Source organism: Zunongwangia pacifica, from assembly GCF_023499215.1.
Taxonomy (GTDB): Bacteria; Bacteroidota; Bacteroidia; order Flavobacteriales; family Flavobacteriaceae; genus Zunongwangia; species Zunongwangia pacifica.
Genome location: NZ_JAKHSK010000019.1, coordinates 68,474 through 86,108, shown reverse-complemented (window position 1 = coordinate 86,108; position 17,635 = coordinate 68,474). Strand labels below are relative to the sequence as shown.

The following is a 17,635-nucleotide window of genomic DNA, read 5'->3' as shown; positions in this document are numbered from 1 at the left end:
AAGGGAAAGTACCTACAGTTATACCTGAATGAATTTATCTACAAACTCAACAGAAGATATTTCGGAGAAAAACTCTTCGATAGGCTCGTTATAGCAGGAATTACAGGTTATGACTAATTGCAGATAATCAAAAAAATTAAACTAAAAATGCACAATTTCATGCCTGTTTAGCATGAAATTGTGCATTTTTACGATAGTTTTTAAATAAACTATTCAAAGTTATTTCTTAAGTATACTTTCTATCTTCTCTAATTCAACTGAAGAAAATTCTAGATGATCTAAAGCCGCAATATTATCTTCCAGCTGTTTCACTTTACTAACTCCTACTAAAACAGAAGTTACTCTTTCGTCTTTTAGTAACCAGGCGACGGCCATTTGCGCTAAAGTTTGGTTCCTGTTTTTAGCAATTTCATTTAGCTGTTGCACCTGTTCTACTATTTCAGGCGTAATTTGATTCTTCTGAAGATGCCCACTCTCTAGCGCTGCACGTGAATTTTCAGGAATACCATTCAGGTATTTATCAGTTAAAATTCCCTGTTGTAAAGGAGAAAAAACAATACTACCTACCCCTACTTTTTCAAGAGTATCTAAAAGTCTATCTTTCTCTACCCAACGATCAATCATATTATACCTTGGCTGATGAATCAAAAACGGAGTTCCCATTTCTTTAAGGATTGCTGCTGCTTTAGCAGTTCTATCTGAAGGATAATTAGATACCCCAACGTACAAAGCTTTACCACTTCTTACGATCTGATCTAGCGCGCCCATGGTCTCTTCTAAAGGAGTATCTGGATCTGGACGATGATGATAAAAAACATCTACATAATCCAATCCCATTCTTTGCAAAGATTGATCCAGACTGGCGATTAAATATTTTCTAGAGCCAAAATTGCCATAAGGTCCAGGCCACATATCATATCCCGCTTTAGACGAAATAATCAATTCGTCCCGATATTGTTTAAAATCTTCAGCAAAAATTTTCCCGAAATTTTTCTCAGCAGTTCCGTATGGTGGGCCGTAATTATTCGCTAAATCAAAATGGGTGATTCCGCTATCAAATGCTGTTCTTAAGATAGCCCTTGATTTTTCAAAATCGTCTACATCTCCAAAGTTGTGCCATAAGCCCAACGATATCATAGGTAAATTAATCCCGCTTTTACCGCAGCGGCGATATTTCATTTTTTCATATCTATTTTCCTTCGCGTTGTAATTTGCCATTTACTTCCTTATTTAATAAGCAATCTAATAATTTTTATGAATTTAAAGGGAAACAAAACAAACATTTAATCGATTTACCCAAACGAATAAGTAAGCATCAGTATTGAACTGGACTTTTCAATGTAAATTTTTAGTTAATCGTAAGTTTATTTTAAGCAAAACCTATTTCTTTGCATAAAAATTAAACGCATGAAGTTGAAAAGCTTTACCCCAAAGCTCGTCGTTTACAGCTTACTATTTATTTTCACTACAATTGCCACAAACGCTCAGGAAGGAAATCCCGTTTTTAATTCTGAATTTAATAACCCTGATGCCACCACCTGGGAAACGCTAAAAGGTGATGCTAAACTAATGTACGGTGGTTTAAAATACACCTATTCAAGGCCTTTTCAATGGCAGGATGATGATATAGGATTGTTTTTAGGTGTCGCTATTGGTGCCGCAGGATTAAACTTAATGGATCAGGAATCTTATCGTTTTTTTAGTCGGCAAGAAGAACATGTGCCGGGCGTAATTCAGGAATTTGGTTGGTATTTTGGTAGTCCTCAAAACAATTATGGCGTAACAGGAGCGATTTATTTAACCGGACTTTTCACCAAAAATCCAAAAATCCGAAGAACAGGAATATTAATGATTTCAGCTGCCAGTGCTGCAGGATTAATCCAAACCGTTTCTAAAAATATAGCAGGGAGGGCGCGCCCGGGTGATGGCAGGAGCCGATTATCTTTTAAGCCTTTTTCTAAAGACGGAAGCTATCATTCTTTTCCCTCTGGACATACCATTTTATCGTTTACCACTTTTTATGCTTTAAGTAAGCAGTTTGAGAGTCCTTGGGTAAAAGCCGGTTTATATGTTGGGGGACTTGTTTCACCTGTTTCTAGATTATGGCGAGGCGCCCATTGGTTAACAGATGTAGCTTTAAGTATGGCACTTACCATTGCCGTGGTAGACTCTGTAGATAAATACCTTGATCAGCAAACACTTATGCAAGACAATCCAGAATTAAGGGAGCAAACAAAAATAAGTTGGCATCTACAGATGGGTGCGGGTACCATAGGTGTTGTGGGAAGGTTTTAGCTTTTGTACATTGCCAAAAATTTTTAAATGAAAAAAGAATCCATTGCCATCGATATGGATGGCGTTATGGCCGATGTAGAAACACATTTTCTGAACTGGTATAATAAAGAATACCAAGCAGCTTTAAATCACGAAGATTTAAAAGGTAAATCTGAATCTAAAGCTTTTCCTGTAAAAGGAATTATTAGAAAGTACGCCAATACACCCGGTTTTTTTGAAACTGTTCCTGTAATGGAAGGTGCTATTGAAGCAGTTAAAAAATTACAGCAACAATACGATGTCTATGTGGTATCGGCTGCAATGGAATTTCCCAGTAGTTTAATTGAAAAAAGAAACTGGCTTCAAAAATATTTTCCGTTTATAGACTGGCGCAATATTATTTTATGTGGAAGTAAACATATCATCAGCACCAATTACATGATTGATGATCATCCCAAAAATTTAGACCCATTTAAAGGAGAAACATTGCTATTTGAAGCTTTCCATAATATCAAAGTAAAAAACCATTCAAGAGCGAAAAACTGGAAAGATGTACTTCACTATTTCGATATTAAACTAGATGATCTAGATTGATGTATAAAAAATCAATCTATATCATCTGTTTACTTTAAAATGCTTCTATTAAAAGTTTTGCCGTAGCCGGGTTTGTGGCTAAAGGAATGTTATGCACATCGCACAATCTCATAAGCATAAAAATGTCTGGTTCATGTGGATGTTTATCCATTGGATCTCTAAAAAATATAACCATATCCACTTTTCCTTCTGCAAGCCGACTTGCAATCTGGGCATCTCCTCCAAGTGGTCCAGACAATAGTTTTTCAACTTCAAAACCTGCGGTTTCAGCCTTGCTACCGGTTGTACCGGTAGAGATTAGCCGTATTTCTTTGGACTCTAAAACGTTACGGTATTCATTAAGAAATTGTACCATTTCAGCCTTCTTTCCATTGTGGGCGATAATTGCTATTGTCTTCATTAAGTAGAAAGAATTTCTGAGATTCTAAGTAAATCTTTATTGATTTTTGGTTTTTCGTGAATTACATCGTCTAAAGGACAGGTAATGATATCATCATCTTTTAAGCCCACCATTACGTTTTTCTGCCCATCCAATAACAATTCTACCGCCTTTACAGACATTCTACTGGCTAAAACACGATCAAAGCAAGAAGGGATTCCCCCACGTTGAATATGTCCTAAAACAGTTACTTTGGCATCGTAATAAGGCAGGTTTTCTTTTACATAATCGGCTAATTGAAATACGTTTTTACCAATTTTGTCTCCTTCAGATACAATTACAATACTCGAGCTTTTTCCAGATCTTCTACTCTTTTCTAAGGAATCTAATAATCGATCTAATCCTAAATTCTCTTCAGGAATTAAAATTTCCTCTGCTCCCGCTCCAATACCCGTATTTAATGCGATAAAACCGGCATCACGCCCCATAACCTCAATAAAGAATAAACGATCATGAGAGCTCGCTGTGTCCCTAATTTTATCGATAGCTTCCACTACGGTATTTAGAGCGGTATCGTAACCAATGGTATGTGAAGTTCCGTAGATATCATTATCTATAGTTCCGGGAACTCCAATAACAGGAATATCATACTCGCGACTAAAAATCTGCCCCCCTGTAAAGGTTCCATCACCTCCAATAAGGATCAGGCCGTCTACTTGCTCTTTTTTTAGCACCTTATAAGCCTTCTCCCGTCCTTCTTTAGTTCTAAATTCTTTAGAGCGTGCACTCTTAAGAAAAGTACCTCCCAGATTAATTATATTTCGTACACTACGAGCATCAAGTTCTTCAAAATTTCCGTTTATAAGTCCGTTATATCCATTATAAAATCCATAACAGCTTAAATGATAGTAGGAACAGGTTCTAACAACAGCGCGAATAGCAGCATTCATACCTGGAGAATCTCCGCCAGAAGTGATTACTCCAATTCGATTAATTTTTTTACTCATAGGTGTTCGATATTTGAGGTGTAAAATTACGAAGTATAGCTGAAAATAGTAAGCTAAACGGTGATTAAATTAACAATAAATATTCTTTTTTTCTTACATTATAAGTCCCCATCTTCTTTAGGAAAATGTATATAATCTGGCGCTAAAGAATTTTTCGCATCTATCTTCTCTTCTTTAGGCTTTTGCGTATTTTTAACTTTTAATTCTTTATTGGTTATTTTTCGTATTAATTCTTTAAACGTGTCAAAATCTACCGAATAGGTAAGTCCTACACCCTGGGTAAACCCTATTTCTTCACCAATAAACTGAATATTATTCTCTCGGTTAAATACAGTAGCCCTTAAAGAACCATCTTCGTTTAAAAGAAAATCGATCTCTAAATCCCCTACAATCACAGATTCTGTAGTCCCTCCTATTGGTACCCCAACCTGACCATTAATTAAAACGCGTTCGCTAATTTGAGTGCTTAAGGTTAATCCAAATCGGTCTACCGTTTGCTGGTCTGGTGTACGGTCTCCCTGAACATAATTAACTCCCACCTGAAATTTGCCATCTTCATCGGCAAAAATATCATTAACGATACTGGATGCCCGTTCAGCTAAAGTTCCGGTAATTGCGGTTTGCCTTAAGCCAAATTCACTATAAAAAGCGTTTTGAGTAACCAGGAATAATGCCTGAAGCTCTCTACTAGCCCTATCATCCATTCGGTATTCTAACTCAGATCGCACTACAGAACTGGCGGTAGGAAACTGAATATCGAAATTTATCTCTGGCTGAATGATCTGTCCCTGTAAATTAATCACCACATCGACCGGGATTTTACGGTTTATCGATGGATTTTCAAGTAAAACGGCAGGGTTAGCATTTAAAGAATATACCGCGCTCACATCTAATTGCGCTCGTAATGGATTTCCATCCCAGTTAATACTCCCTCCAGATTTTACATTAAATACTTTTTGAACCAGTCCTGCATATTTAAAATTATAAACACCTTCATAAACGATAAAATCCCCCCACATATTAAATTTACCATTAGTATTTATTTCTAAAAGCAGGTTTCCTGCACCACGCCCTCTTAAGGTACTTCCGCTGGTTTTATCGATCACTACTTCTACTTCGGCATCTTTGGTGACATCTAAATCAAAAACCAGTTCTATCCCTTTTACTTCAGGAATTTCAATCTCCTCTCCTGCCGCTCGCGCCGCTTTTTCTTCCGGAGTTAAAAAATGAATATAAGAGTTGTCTCCAACCGATTCTTCATCACTAAGCGGAATCTTAAAAATGGTTCCTTTTTCAGTGGTTGCATTAACTTCTATCTTCAATTGATCTGTAGGCCCTTCAATAGTTGCGTCTCCACTAATAAATGCAGTTCCGTAGTAAAGGGCATCTTCTTCAGCCTCTGTATCCAAAACGAGTAATCTATCGGTAGTAATCCCCAAATCTAAAAACCATTCTGAAAAGTTTTTATGTGAAATACTACCGTCCAGCACACCTTTTGTTTTATATTTTGTATCCTGAATATCGATATTATCGAATACAAACTTTTGTTGGCTAAGGTTTACCTGAGCCTCATTTAAAAAATCTATATCTACATTAAGATAAGGTATCGTTAAACCGGCATTATTCAGGCTTAAACTACCCCCAAAATCAGGGTTTTTATAATTACCGGTTACCGTAGCCGATCCCGAAGCAAAGCCTCTAATATTGCTTAACACATCGCCTCCCAGCGGACTAAAAGCGGCCACGTTAAGTTTCTGAAGATCGATAGTTAGATCGATCGTAGGCTGTTGTCCTTCAACATTAATATTCCCAATGGCCGATAGGGATTCTATATCTTCTTTTTGAAGGCTGGCATTAACGGTATAATTGGTTAAATTTTCGTTCCCTGAAACGTCCAATTGCATGTTTCCCAAAAGGATTTTATTAATGGATAAAGAATCGATTACCATCGAGGTGTTTGGGTAATAGGCTCCCTTTTCCTGAAGTACGTCTAATTTCCCATTCAGCCTTCCTCCAATATCAAGACTATCAATTTCGGGAGTGATTTTATAAAGATCTACATCGCTAAATTCCATTTTAAGATCTTTATAGGTCGAATCCCTAACCGCACCACTTAACCGAATTTCCTCATTCCCATGATTCATCACCAAGGAATCGATAGTAATATCCCTAAAGCTATTTTCAAAAATAAATTTGTTGTTTTTATTCCGATCCTGATTTATATACCAGGTATTGTTTTTAAAGGTTAAGTCGCTACGCTGAATACCTACAACCGACTGATTTTCTTTATTAATTGTATGAAATAAATTCAGGTTAAAAACATCGCGGTCGTATTTTCCCCCTTTAAATTCAGATCGAATAAATAGGGTGTCACGCTGGGTTACATTGATAAAGCTGAATTCTGAAAAATTATACGTGCCGGTAGCCACGCTATCAGCTTCAAAATAGGTGTTGTAAATAGGATTGGTATTGTCTACCTGAAGATTTACCTCCTGAAACATATTATTAAACAAATCGATCCTTGGCGATCTAAAATTCAGTTTAAATTCAGATTCATCAGATTCTACCCGCCCTCTTATAAACGTATTTGGTGATAAGGTTAAATCTGGATAAAAAACTTCGACGATCTTATTATAGATATCAAAATCAAACTCCATGTATTGATTGTTGGTAATCACATTAGGCTCGTAATTGGTGTAAATAGAACCGATGGAGTTTTGAAAAAGCGCCTGTAATTCAGAAAGATTAAACCTCCCTTTCATTTGCCCGTTAATCACATCGGGGCTTTTTATTTCAATCGTACGCACATCACCAGCAAAGCTGGATTTTATACTAAAATCGTCAAATCGATATAAATCCATAGGATTTTCGTACGATGTATTCAGTAATAAAATCTCTCCTACCGCATCATTAATACTGGTGCCTTCCATATTCATAATTACATCTCCTTTAAAAATAGAGATCGTATCACGATTAATGATGTTCATTTTATAAAGATCGGCATAACCTATAGAAGCTTCAAAATCGTAATTATTAATTTCTGAAGATAAATCTGCCAAACCATTAAATTCCATCCTAAGGTTAGGATCGTTAATGGCCAGGTTCCCATTAAAAACAGGAGCTCGCATGTTACCAATCACGCGAATATTGGTGTATTTATATCCTTTAAAGCCCAGTTTTGAAATCTGCCCCCTTAATTGGGTATTTAGATTATCTGCAGTAAAACCAGTTCCTTTAATATCTAAATTGAAAGAAGTTTTTCCTACCTGTTTATTTTCAATTAAGCGACCAATATTAAAATCTTTAACTTTAAGATTACCAGAGTATCCTGCGTTATCCCCACCATTTAAATTTATAAAATCAAGATCGGCCTTAGCACTTCCTAACTGTGAATTAATCTCCACATCCATAGCCACAGAAGAACTGGTAATTGTGGTATTTCCTATCACCCTAACGCTACCAAACGTGCTTAATTGCTGCGGAAGTTTACCCTGTAAAATTCCCGGTAAGAAGTTCACAAGATCATAATAGTTGGATGAAAAATTACGTAATGTACCGCTTAACTGAAAATCCTGAGGTTCCCCGGTAAACGCGCCTTTAAGCTTAAGGTCCCCATAAAGAGCACTGCGATCCAGACCAAAAAGCTGAACATCGTTTAATTGAAGATCATTTAAAGTTCCGCTTAATTCACTACTTAAATTGAGTTTTTCATCTTTTCCGAAGGCATCATAAAACACCCCCAGATCTGTAGAAGAAATCTGTGATTCTTTAAATGCAGCATTAATTTTTACCTTATTGAAGAAATCGCCAAAATCACCTTCCTGGTAGTTTAAATGAATATCAGCATAAATTTCTGAGTTCTTTGTAATAATCTCCAGACTATCCAACCGCATATCGGTAGGGTTATAAAGAAAATCTGTGCTTAAACGGTTAATTTGCATTCCCCGCTTATCATGGGCCCTAATCAACTTAATAGCTGCTCTTATCTCTGGTCCTTCCACGATAAAATCATCCGCATTAATCCCTAATTCGTCAAATTTGATGATTTCGGGGTATTTATTATTTTCATCGATAAAGCTATATTTCCCATCTAAAACCTGAAGATTTGAAACACTTAATGTAAAAGGTTTGCCGCTAGAGGTAGAATCTGAGCTTAATTTATTGATAAAAACGCCCATATTATCCAAATCTTCCCCTTCATAGCGGTGCATACGCATTTTAAATTGCTGCAAGGTAGTTTTTCCAAGATTTGGAGAATTATTAAAGATATTCCGCAGGCCTAAAATAGAAGTTTTTAGTTCTTTGGTGTAAATTAAAGTGTCCTGGTGGTGATCTTCAATAAAGATCTCATTAATCTGTACATCTCCAAAATAACTTAAGGATACACGCCCAATTTCGATATTTACATCGTTGTTTTCTCTTAAGGTCTTGGTAAGTTTTTCAGCTAAAGAAGTCTGTACGGCAGGAATAGAAAAAACAATAAGCAGCAGGATAAATAACAAAAGCAATCCTACCAATGTTCTAGTTAATATTTTCCAGAATTTTTTGATATGCTTTTATGTTTTAACTTTGTACTCCATTTAACAAATTTTATGCCCAATAAACCGCAAATAGCTGAAGATATCTATATTTTAGGAATAGAATCCTCTTGTGACGACACTGCTGCTGCTGTACTTTGCAACGGCAAAATACAATCTAATATTGTAGCAACCCAACAAGTACACCAACAATATGGTGGTGTAGTGCCCGAGCTGGCTTCACGAGCGCATCAACAAAACATTGTGCCTGTAATCCATCAAGCCATTGCGAAGGCAAATATCGGTAAAAAAGAGATATCTGCAATCGCTTTTACAAGAGGACCGGGACTAATGGGTTCTTTACTTGTAGGAACCTCTTTTGCTAAAAGTCTGGCAATGGGTTTAGGTATTCCTCTTATTGAGGTTAATCACATGCAGGCGCATATCTTAGCTCATTTTATAGAAGAAGAAGGATTTAAAAAACCGGCATTTCCATTCTTAGCTATGACGATTAGTGGTGGTCATACCCAGATTGTTAAGGTAAATGATTATTTTTCGATGGAAGTTATTGGTGAAACTACAGATGATGCTGTGGGCGAAGCCTTTGATAAAAGTGCAAAAATTTTGGGACTCCCTTACCCCGGCGGGCCGTTAGTGGATAAATATGCTAACGAAGGAGATCCTAAAGCTTTTAAATTTCCAAAACCAAAAGTTAGCGGACTAAATTTTAGCTTTAGCGGATTTAAAACCGCAGTGCTTTATTTTATCGAAAAGCAAACCCGGGAAGATCCTGATTTTATTGAAAAAAACCTTAAAGATATTTGTGCGTCTATTCAATATACTATCGTTGAAATACTAATGGACAAGCTTAAAAAAGCGGTGAAAGAAACCGGAATCAACCGGGTAGCCATTGGTGGTGGAGTTTCAGCGAATAGCGGAATTAGAAATGCACTTTATGATGCTGAGAAACGCTATAAGTGGCAATGTTTTATTCCTAAATTTGAGTATACTACAGATAACGCCGCCATGATTGCAATCGCAGGACATTATAAATACCTTAAAAAGGAATTTTCAGATTTTTCCACAACCGCACAGGCACGATATAAAATATAAACATGCAACTATTTTTTCAGCCAGATATCGAGGAATCTGCTCAGCAAATTGTTTTTAGCAGAGAAGAAAGTAAGCATATTATAAAGGTATTACGACGTGCCGAGGGTGCCCTATTAAAAGTGACCAACGGCAAAGGCCTGCTTTTTACCGCGCAGATTATCAATGCCGATATTAAGCAATGTATCGCCAAAATTATTGATACCGAAAAACAGGCAAGACCAAACTACTGGCTGCACCTGGCGGTGGCTCCAACTAAAATGAACGATCGTTATGAATGGTTTTTAGAAAAAGCTACAGAAATCGGTATCGACGAAATTACACCGGTTATTTGCGAGCATTCAGAGCGTAAGGTGGTAAAACTAGATCGTTACGAGCGCGTTTTACAAAGTGCCATGAAGCAATCGCTACATTTTAGGATGCCTAAATTAAACGAACCCGTAGCCTTTACAGAGTTTGTAGAAAACCCATTTGAAGGTGAAAAATTTATTGCGCATTGCGAGGACGATCAGCCAAGAGTTTTACTTCAAAACGCTGCGGCAGCTTTAAGCGATACTTTAATTTTAATTGGTCCTGAAGGTGATTTTTCTCCTGAAGAAATAAAACTGGCTTTAGATAATGATTTTTCTCCGGTAAGTTTAGGTACAAGCCGTTTACGTACCGAAACTGCAGCTATTGTAGCCTGTCACACCATAAATTTAATCAACGAAACCGAATAAACGCTATGCTAAAAAAGTGCATTTTAAGCTTCATTTTTATTTTTGGACTTCAGGCTATGCATGCCCAAAAAATTGCGCTTTTAAAATATAATGGTGGTGGCGACTGGTATGCTAATCCTACTGCCCTACCCAATCTTATCGATTTTTGTAATAAAAATATCGCTACAAGTTTAGATCAAAAACCGGTCACGGTAAATCCCGACGGGCCTGAAATATTTATGTACCCGTTTGTGCACATGACAGGACATGGTAACGTTGTGTTTTCTGAAAATGAAGCTGAAAACTTAAGAAATTACCTTTTGGGAGGCGGGTTTTTACATATCGATGATAATTATGGAATGCGGCAATATTTAATTACAGCGCTAAAAAAAGTTTTTCCAGACAAAGAATTACAGGAATTGCCTGCTTCTCATCCTATTTTTCATTCCCAATTTGAATTTAGTAATGGCCTACCCAAAATACATGAGCACGACGGGAAACGACCCCAGGCGTTTGGTATTTTTGACAATGGTAGATTGGTGTTGCTTTTTACATTTGAAAGTGATCTTGGGGATGGCTGGGAAAATGAGGAAGTACATCATGACCCCGAAGAAGTCCGCCTAAAAGCATTACAAATGGGAGCCAATATTATAAAATATGCCTTTGAAAACTAAGATGCAACTTAATCATTCCCAAAATAAATTCAGCAATAAAAAGTTTCCGGTAAGCCTGGTCTTAGACCATATTTCGGGAGAAGCGAATATAGGGAGTATCTTTAGGTTAAGCGATGCTTTTCATGTTGAAGAAATTATTTTCTGCGGAATCGAGCCTAATTTAAGTAGCAATCGATTAAAGAAGACTTCCAGAAGCACGCACGAATATGTAAATTTTCAGTTTTCAGAAAATTCGTCAACAATAATAAAGCAGAAAAAAGCAGAAGGCTATAAAATCATTGCTCTTGAAATTACCCAGAATAGCATTCCACTTCCGCAATTACAATTAAAGCATTCAGAAAAAGTAGTACTCGTTGCCGGACATGAAAATTTTGGCATTTCCGAAGAAGTATTAAATCTATGCGATCACATTGTGCATATTCCTATGTTTGGGAATAATAGCAGCATGAATGTTGCCCAGGCTATAGGAATTTCTCTTTATGAAATCACAAAATGCTTGATTCCTTAAATAAGAAAATCCTATATTTAGCCTGTGAATGCTAAAGAACTATCTTACGGAATTTTAAGGGCTGTTGGAATCGTACTGGGAATCATACTATTGTTATTTTTCCTGTACGAAATCCAATCGGTTATTGTGTATATCGCGGTTGCTGCAATTATTTCGCTAATTGGGCGCCCGGTTGTAATTTTTCTACGCCAACAACTTAAACTGCCTAACCAAATAGCGGTGATTATCGTATTGCTATTGGTTTTGGCCATTTTTGTGGGCATTATTTTGGTATTTGTCCCTATTGTGATAGAACAAAGCCAATATTTGGGTCGTATTGATATTGAGGCTTTTAAAAGCGATCTTAATAATCTTAACGGCCAGATTAATGAATATCTAGGGGTTGAAGAAATTAATATTATAGAAAGTTTAAAACAAAGTCAGTTTGTTCGCAGTCTCGATGTTAGTCTTATTCCCAAGTTCTTAAATAATGTATTTGGCATTTTAGGGGCGACCATTGTCGCGTTGTTTTCTGTTATTTTCATTTCCTTCTTTCTGTTAAAGGACAGTAAATTAATGCTGAACAGTATCCTTGTTTTTGCCAATCGTGGGAAAGAGCAAAAATTTGTGCGTATTTTTAATAAAATCAAGATCCTACTTTCCAGATATTTTGTGGGATTAACCATGCAAATTACGGTATTGTTCATTTTATATATGATTTTACTAACGTTATTCGAAGTAAATAATCCCGTAGCCATTGCATTTATTTGTGCCTTTTTAAATCTTGTTCCTTATTTAGGACCTGTTTTCGCCGGAATTTTAATGGCGCTATTTGTCATTTCGAGTAATCTGGGAGCCGATTTTCAGGCCATTATTCTTCCTAAACTAATTTACGTGATGTTGGGTTATGCAATTTGCCAGGTTATCGACAACCTTATTTCACAACCCATGATTTTTGGTGCCAGTGTAAAATCACATCCGTTAGAGATCTTTTTGGTAATCCTTATTGCAGGATTAATTTCAGGAATTGTGGGAATGGTTATTGCCGTACCGGTTTATACTGCGATAAAAGTAATAGCGAAAGAATCTTTAAGCGATTATAAAATCGTAAAAAGACTGACCAGGGATTTATAAATTTAGGGTATGAACACCGAACTTTTACAGGCCGAAGTTCAGGAATTTGTCGCAAAAAACTTAAATGCAGAGGTTTCTGCCCTGGTTTTAAAAGGCAGTCCTTTTCCTAACATTCTCGCAGCAACCCTGGCTACACAAATCGCAGGGAGGAAAACAGCGCAAAGAAAATTGCCTTTTTGGTTCGAAAATCAGCATATCCTTTATCCTCCAAAGTTAAATTTAGAACAAACTTCCTCTCAAATCACCGCGGAATATAAGGCTTCCCTGGTTTCTGGAAAAGCTTTCACCGATCTTACAGGTGGTTTTGGGATCGATAGCTATTTTTTTTCAAAAAAGACAGGAGAAGTCTTCTATAACGAATTAAATAAAGACCTGGCTGCAATCGCAAGACATAATTTTAAAGCTTTAGAAGCGAACAATATCAACGTAAATAGCGGTGATGGTTTAGCGTTTTTAAAAGCCACTGAGGCCAAATTTGACTGGATTTATCTGGATCCTGCCAGAAGGGACGATCATGGTGGTAAAGTTTTTCGCCTGGCCGATTGTACACCCGATGTTGTAGCACATTTACCCTTGCTATTTGAAAAAGCCGATCATATTTTAATAAAAACTTCCCCGTTACTCGATCTAAAATTAGGCATTTCAGAACTTGATTTTGTAGCAGAAATTCATATCGTAGCGGTGGACAATGAGGTTAAAGAACTGCTATGGCTTTTAAAGAAAGGAAATACTTCAGCCGTAAAAATCATCACCAAAAACTTTACGAAAAAAGAAAATCAGACCTTTATAACTTCGATGGAGGAAAGTGAAAATGCCGAATTTGCCTTACCGGGAAAATATCTTTACGAACCCAACGCAGCGATCATGAAGAGCCAGCTATTCGGGAAACTGGCGACTGATTTTAAATTAAAAAAACTACACCAAAACTCTCATTTATTTACTTCAGAAGTAAATATAGATTTCCCAGGAAGAAAGTTTAAAATTACTGATATAATGAATTTTGGATCTAAATACTTAAAGAAAAGATTTAAGTCTAAAAAAGCTAATATCAGCACCCGTAATTTCCCTCTGGATGTAGAAAGTATCCGTAAAAAATATAAAATTAAAGACGGCGGAACTGACTATTTATTTTTCACTACCAATCTAAACGAAGAAAAGATTGTACTGGTTTGCGAGAAATTATAAAAGTGAACGCAACCTTTTTATGAATCTTGCATCTAACTCAAAATCAATCAAATGAAACATCGACTACTTTTCCTGTTTTTTGTCATAACATTTTCTACATACGCCCAAAAACCAGCCATACGCATTTTCTATGGATTCTCTGATGCCAAGCTTTTAGAGAAAGAAGCTTTAGATGGTGTAGTGAGCGATGATGTGGAAAGTTTATTTGAACTTGGTGCGGAATATCAGATTAATTTGAAAAATAAATTTAGCGTGGTTACTGGTTTAACCTATACCAAACCAAAAATTAAAAATAATTTTTTAGGCTCTTATGGTGGAATAGGTGACGAATCAAACCAATATCATTTTATATTTCAGGATTTAGAAGTACTATCTATATCTGCTTTATTAGAATTCAAATTTTGGAATTATTTTTTCTTAAATGCCGGCCCAGTTTTAAGTTTTGAACTAAACGATCCAAATATTGAATACTCTCAAAACGGAATTGGCTATCATTTAGGTTTTGGTGGTCAATATCATTTTGGAAACTTCTTTGTATTTGCAAATCCGTATTTCAAACAATTTGGCACTATAGACTTTAAAGATGAAACGAGAGATCACAATTTAAATCAGTTTGGAGCACATATAGGGATAGGATATCAGTTCTAAATCGATCTTAAGTCGTGAAAAACAACTGGCTTTCGGCTTTCTTTTGGAAATTTTTTCTGAAATACTACTGAAGCCGATAATTGCTGAATCTCAAGCTTAATTTGTAATTGGTCTCGTAATTTTAATTGAATTTCCAAAGGACTTAATTTAACTTCCTCTGAAATTTTCAAGATCACTAAATCATTGCCAAATTCATCATTTTTAGCTTCGATAATATAATCTGAAATTCCCAGAGTATTCATCGCTTCCTGAATATGTTGAGGATAAAGCGAAGTTCCCTTAATCTTCAACATTTGCTTTTTACGCCCAAGGACGGATCCAATTCTACCAGAAGTTCGTCCGCAGATGCAATTCTCTTCAATTCTCATCACCATATCTCCCGTCGCATATCTAATTAAAGGCATACTTTCTACCTGTAACGGGGTCACCACCAACTCCCCTGCTTCACCATTTTCAACAGGATTCCCGTTTTCATCGAGAATTTCAGTATAGATAAGATTAGGCAAAATATGGTTGCCTTTATGAAATTTACATTCGGTAAAAGCGGTAGCCATTTCGGTAGATGCATACGTAGAAAACAGCTCCACATCCCACAAATCCTTAATTCTTTTTCGTAAAGCCGAATCTTCCAGTTTTTCATTTAGTAAGGATTCGCCTATACAAATCACGCCTTTGACTGATGAACTTCGATAATCAATAGCATTTTGCTGGGCAAAATCGATAAGTTTTAGCAAAAAGGAAGGTACCGCCACCAAAAATTGGGGTTTGAAACGTGCAATACTATCCCATTGTAACCCCGGTAATCCACTTCCTGTTCTCACTATTCCGGCACCTAGTTTCCGCAGGCCTAAATAATAGGCCATTCCGGCCATAAAGCGGCGATCTAAAGTGGTGGTGATTTGCACTACATCTTTTTTGGTTACCCCGGCAATCTTAAATGATTCATATTCGTTGTAAGTTAAGCGCTGTAAATCGGCTTCATTAAGCATAAAATTTACCGGATTGCCCAATGTTCCCGATGTGGTCACGTGATCTATAATTTCCCCATAATCTACCGCCAGAAAATCTAAATTTTGTTGTTGTAAATCTTCTTTGGTAGTGATCGGAATTCGACAAAAATCACTTTCTTTTTCTATCGCAGCAATCTGAATATCCTGTGCTTTAAAAAGCTTTTTATAAAATGGCGAATTTCGTTCAGCATATTCTAAATGCTGTTTTAAAAGTTGCCATTGCTCTTTTTTCGATAATTCTGGAGAAAGAAAGTCTTTCATTTAAAGTTTCCTGTAAGATTTTTTCAGTAATTTCTCAAGATGCTGCTTATCCGGAAGTGTGGTGACTTCTCTTCGTAAGGCTTGCTTAAAATCGATAATCGCCTGCTTATAATTCCCTTCACGGTAATAGTATTGCCCGCTTAAATAATAAGCCTGCCAAAAATAAGGGTTTAAGTGCTTTAAGGCTTCAGCATCTTTGGTATCGATTGGGTTTTCATCTTCTAAATCCTGAATAAATTGCTCCCTTAATTTTCGATATGCTTCGTAATTTTTATAATTTCTAGTCTGTAAAAAGTCAGATGCCGGAATTACTTCTTCTGCATTCATTACACTTCCGGAAACGTTTCCTTTTTCAAATTCCGTAAAAACATGATCCAGGTCGTAAGCTATAAAAGCGCCCATTTGATAGGGGCTTGCTGAGACCCAAACCTTTTTCTCTTCAGGTTTAAAAACAATACCATGATGTGCTAATAATTGATTAATCGCTTTTTCATTGCCGTAACCAATTTTTTCACCATCCAATCCCTTTCTGTTCCGAAGAATCTCCACTGCTTTTTGTGGCGTTAATTTATCAGCTTCAGAAACTAATTGCGTCATACGTTCATAGCGATATTGTGAATGGCTTTCTTTAATTGTTTTTTGATTCCTTTTATCATCCTGATACGCTGAACTCTGAAAATGGTTACTGCAAATAAGCTGATTTGAATTTTCGACTTCGTAAATACCAAAGTTTTTAGGGCTTACTTCAATTAAAATGGCTTTATGATCTTTCGCACTTCCCACCATGATCGATTCTGAAACAAAAACTTCCCGTTTTTTGGCAATTTCGATAGCTTCTTCCAAATTAGAAGCATGCTGAAGAATTTCTCTGGAGACCAGCGTAATGGGATCTTTTGCCAGCATGGGGATTTTAGACTTGCCGGCGTTTATGGTGACGGTGATCCCTTCAGCATTCATTCCGCTTACAGCACCAATCATTCCGCCCCAGGTATACATCATGAATTTATGACCATCATCCGGATTTACAAAGGCGACCATTTTCTGATTCGAAAATTCTTCTCCGGCATAAAAGTCAAAATTACGTCCCAAAAGCAATTTTCCATCGCTTGTTTTTTCATCCCAGGCGGCAAAACTGGTACAACCTACCAGCATTAAATCCTGCAAGGCATGGCCAATATCATGCGCGCCGTGGAAATACAACATCCGAAGATAAGCCGGCGCAAATTCATCGTATTTTTTGAGTCCGAATCTAGAAACTCCATAAATTTCCTGTTTATATTCTTCGGGAACGTATAAATACATTTTACGATTAAACCAGGAAACCAGCTTTTTCAGGAAATTGCGATAGCCTTCTGAAGGAATTATTTCTTTAATTTTTCCCATAAACGCATTTTCCTGATGGTGAATAAGATCCTGCGTTAAGGCACCATTGGCCAGGCCAAGTGCTAAAGCATCGCCTTCAATATATAATTCCCAAACGCCATATTTATTCTGAAAAAGATTGTTTTTCCCTAAGGTATAATGCGTATTGCTAATTTTTGTCCGTACGGTATCAACTTCTGAAATTCCGGAAACCTCGGGCATATCCTGATAGGATTTTTTAATTCCGCAGGAAAAAAGACAAAACACTCCAAAAATTACAAAAACCTTCTTCATT

15 protein-coding genes and 1 pseudogene are annotated in these 17,635 nt (G+C 36.6%); 10 read left to right on the top strand and 6 right to left on the bottom strand.

Annotated features, from left to right (window positions below; genetic code table 11):
- Positions 1 to 117, top strand: a pseudogene (locus L1967_RS13760) (IS1595 family transposase); the annotation flags it as partial.
- Between the two features lie 102 nt (positions 118 to 219).
- Here the strand turns inward: L1967_RS13760 and mgrA are convergent.
- Positions 220 to 1,218 carry an L-glyceraldehyde 3-phosphate reductase gene (mgrA, locus tag L1967_RS13755; RefSeq protein WP_249602081.1) on the bottom strand — a complete coding sequence of 333 codons (999 nt, stop codon included), beginning with the start codon at positions 1,216 to 1,218 and terminating at the stop codon, positions 220 to 222.
- A 189-nt stretch (positions 1,219 to 1,407) separates the two neighbouring features.
- Here mgrA and L1967_RS13750 point away from each other — a divergent pair, with 189 nt between their 5' ends.
- Positions 1,408 to 2,295, top strand: a complete 888-nt coding sequence (locus L1967_RS13750) for a phosphatase PAP2 family protein (RefSeq protein WP_249602080.1) — start codon at positions 1,408 to 1,410, stop codon at positions 2,293 to 2,295.
- Between the two features lie 27 nt (positions 2,296 to 2,322).
- Positions 2,323 to 2,868 (top strand): 5' nucleotidase, NT5C type, encoded by a 546-nt coding sequence (locus tag L1967_RS13745; RefSeq protein ID WP_249602079.1) that lies wholly within the window; start codon positions 2,323 to 2,325, stop codon positions 2,866 to 2,868.
- A 34-nt stretch (positions 2,869 to 2,902) separates the two neighbouring features.
- Here the strand turns inward: L1967_RS13745 and L1967_RS13740 are convergent, their stop codons facing one another.
- The 3 genes from L1967_RS13740 to L1967_RS13730 all read right to left on the bottom strand — a co-directional run bounded on the left by L1967_RS13740 (position 2,903) and on the right by L1967_RS13730 (position 8,762).
- Positions 2,903 to 3,268, bottom strand: a complete 366-nt coding sequence (locus tag L1967_RS13740; RefSeq protein WP_013072169.1) for a methylglyoxal synthase — start codon at positions 3,266 to 3,268, stop codon at positions 2,903 to 2,905.
- Positions 3,268 to 4,254, bottom strand: a complete 987-nt coding sequence (pfkA, locus tag L1967_RS13735; protein ID WP_249602078.1) for a 6-phosphofructokinase — start codon at positions 4,252 to 4,254, stop codon at positions 3,268 to 3,270. Before pfkA ends, L1967_RS13740 begins: the two co-directional genes overlap by 1 nt.
- A 98-nt stretch (positions 4,255 to 4,352) precedes the next feature.
- On the bottom strand, positions 4,353 to 8,762 hold the full coding sequence (locus L1967_RS13730; protein WP_249602077.1) for a translocation/assembly module TamB domain-containing protein: 4,410 nt from the start codon (positions 8,760 to 8,762) through the stop codon (positions 4,353 to 4,355).
- Between the two features lie 84 nt (positions 8,763 to 8,846).
- Between L1967_RS13730 and tsaD the strand changes: the two genes are divergently transcribed.
- Genes tsaD through L1967_RS13695 form a run of 7 tightly spaced genes read left to right on the top strand, consistent with a single transcriptional unit; the run spans position 8,847 to position 14,707 of the window.
- Positions 8,847 to 9,884, top strand: coding sequence for a tRNA (adenosine(37)-N6)-threonylcarbamoyltransferase complex transferase subunit TsaD (gene tsaD, locus L1967_RS13725; protein ID WP_249602076.1), 1,038 nt, complete (start codon positions 8,847 to 8,849; stop codon positions 9,882 to 9,884).
- 2 nt (positions 9,885 to 9,886) lie between these two features.
- Entirely contained in the window at positions 9,887 to 10,600 is a 714-nt protein-coding gene (locus tag L1967_RS13720; protein ID WP_249602075.1) for a 16S rRNA (uracil(1498)-N(3))-methyltransferase, read from the top strand.
- 5 nt (positions 10,601 to 10,605) lie between these two features.
- Positions 10,606 to 11,253: a DUF4159 domain-containing protein gene (locus L1967_RS13715; RefSeq protein ID WP_249602074.1), complete on the top strand. Its 648-nt coding sequence runs from the start codon at positions 10,606 to 10,608 to the stop codon at positions 11,251 to 11,253.
- Positions 11,243 to 11,761 carry a TrmH family RNA methyltransferase gene (locus L1967_RS13710; RefSeq protein ID WP_249602073.1) on the top strand — a complete coding sequence of 173 codons (519 nt, stop codon included), beginning with the start codon at positions 11,243 to 11,245 and terminating at the stop codon, positions 11,759 to 11,761. Before L1967_RS13715 ends, L1967_RS13710 begins: the two co-directional genes overlap by 11 nt.
- A 24-nt stretch (positions 11,762 to 11,785) precedes the next feature.
- Positions 11,786 to 12,874: an AI-2E family transporter gene (locus L1967_RS13705; RefSeq protein ID WP_249602072.1), complete on the top strand. Its 1,089-nt coding sequence runs from the start codon at positions 11,786 to 11,788 to the stop codon at positions 12,872 to 12,874.
- A gap of 9 nt (positions 12,875 to 12,883) precedes the next feature.
- On the top strand, positions 12,884 to 14,059 hold the full coding sequence (locus L1967_RS13700) for a class I SAM-dependent methyltransferase (RefSeq protein WP_249602071.1): 1,176 nt from the start codon (positions 12,884 to 12,886) through the stop codon (positions 14,057 to 14,059).
- 51 nt (positions 14,060 to 14,110) lie between these two features.
- Positions 14,111 to 14,707 carry a hypothetical protein gene (locus L1967_RS13695; protein ID WP_249602070.1) on the top strand — a complete coding sequence of 199 codons (597 nt, stop codon included), beginning with the start codon at positions 14,111 to 14,113 and terminating at the stop codon, positions 14,705 to 14,707.
- On the opposite strand, the gene flxY is transcribed toward L1967_RS13695, so the two are convergent.
- Together flxY and L1967_RS13685 are read right to left on the bottom strand one after the other, a co-directional pair.
- A complete protein-coding gene (gene flxY / locus L1967_RS13690; RefSeq protein WP_249602069.1) occupies positions 14,704 to 15,978 on the bottom strand; it encodes a flexirubin biosynthesis putative acyl-CoA ligase FlxY in 1,275 nt (424 codons plus the stop codon). The genes L1967_RS13695 and flxY overlap by 4 nt on opposite strands.
- Positions 15,979 to 17,634, bottom strand: a complete 1,656-nt coding sequence (locus L1967_RS13685; RefSeq protein ID WP_249602068.1) for a C45 family autoproteolytic acyltransferase/hydrolase — start codon at positions 17,632 to 17,634, stop codon at positions 15,979 to 15,981.
- Position 17,635 lies beyond the last annotated feature (1 nt).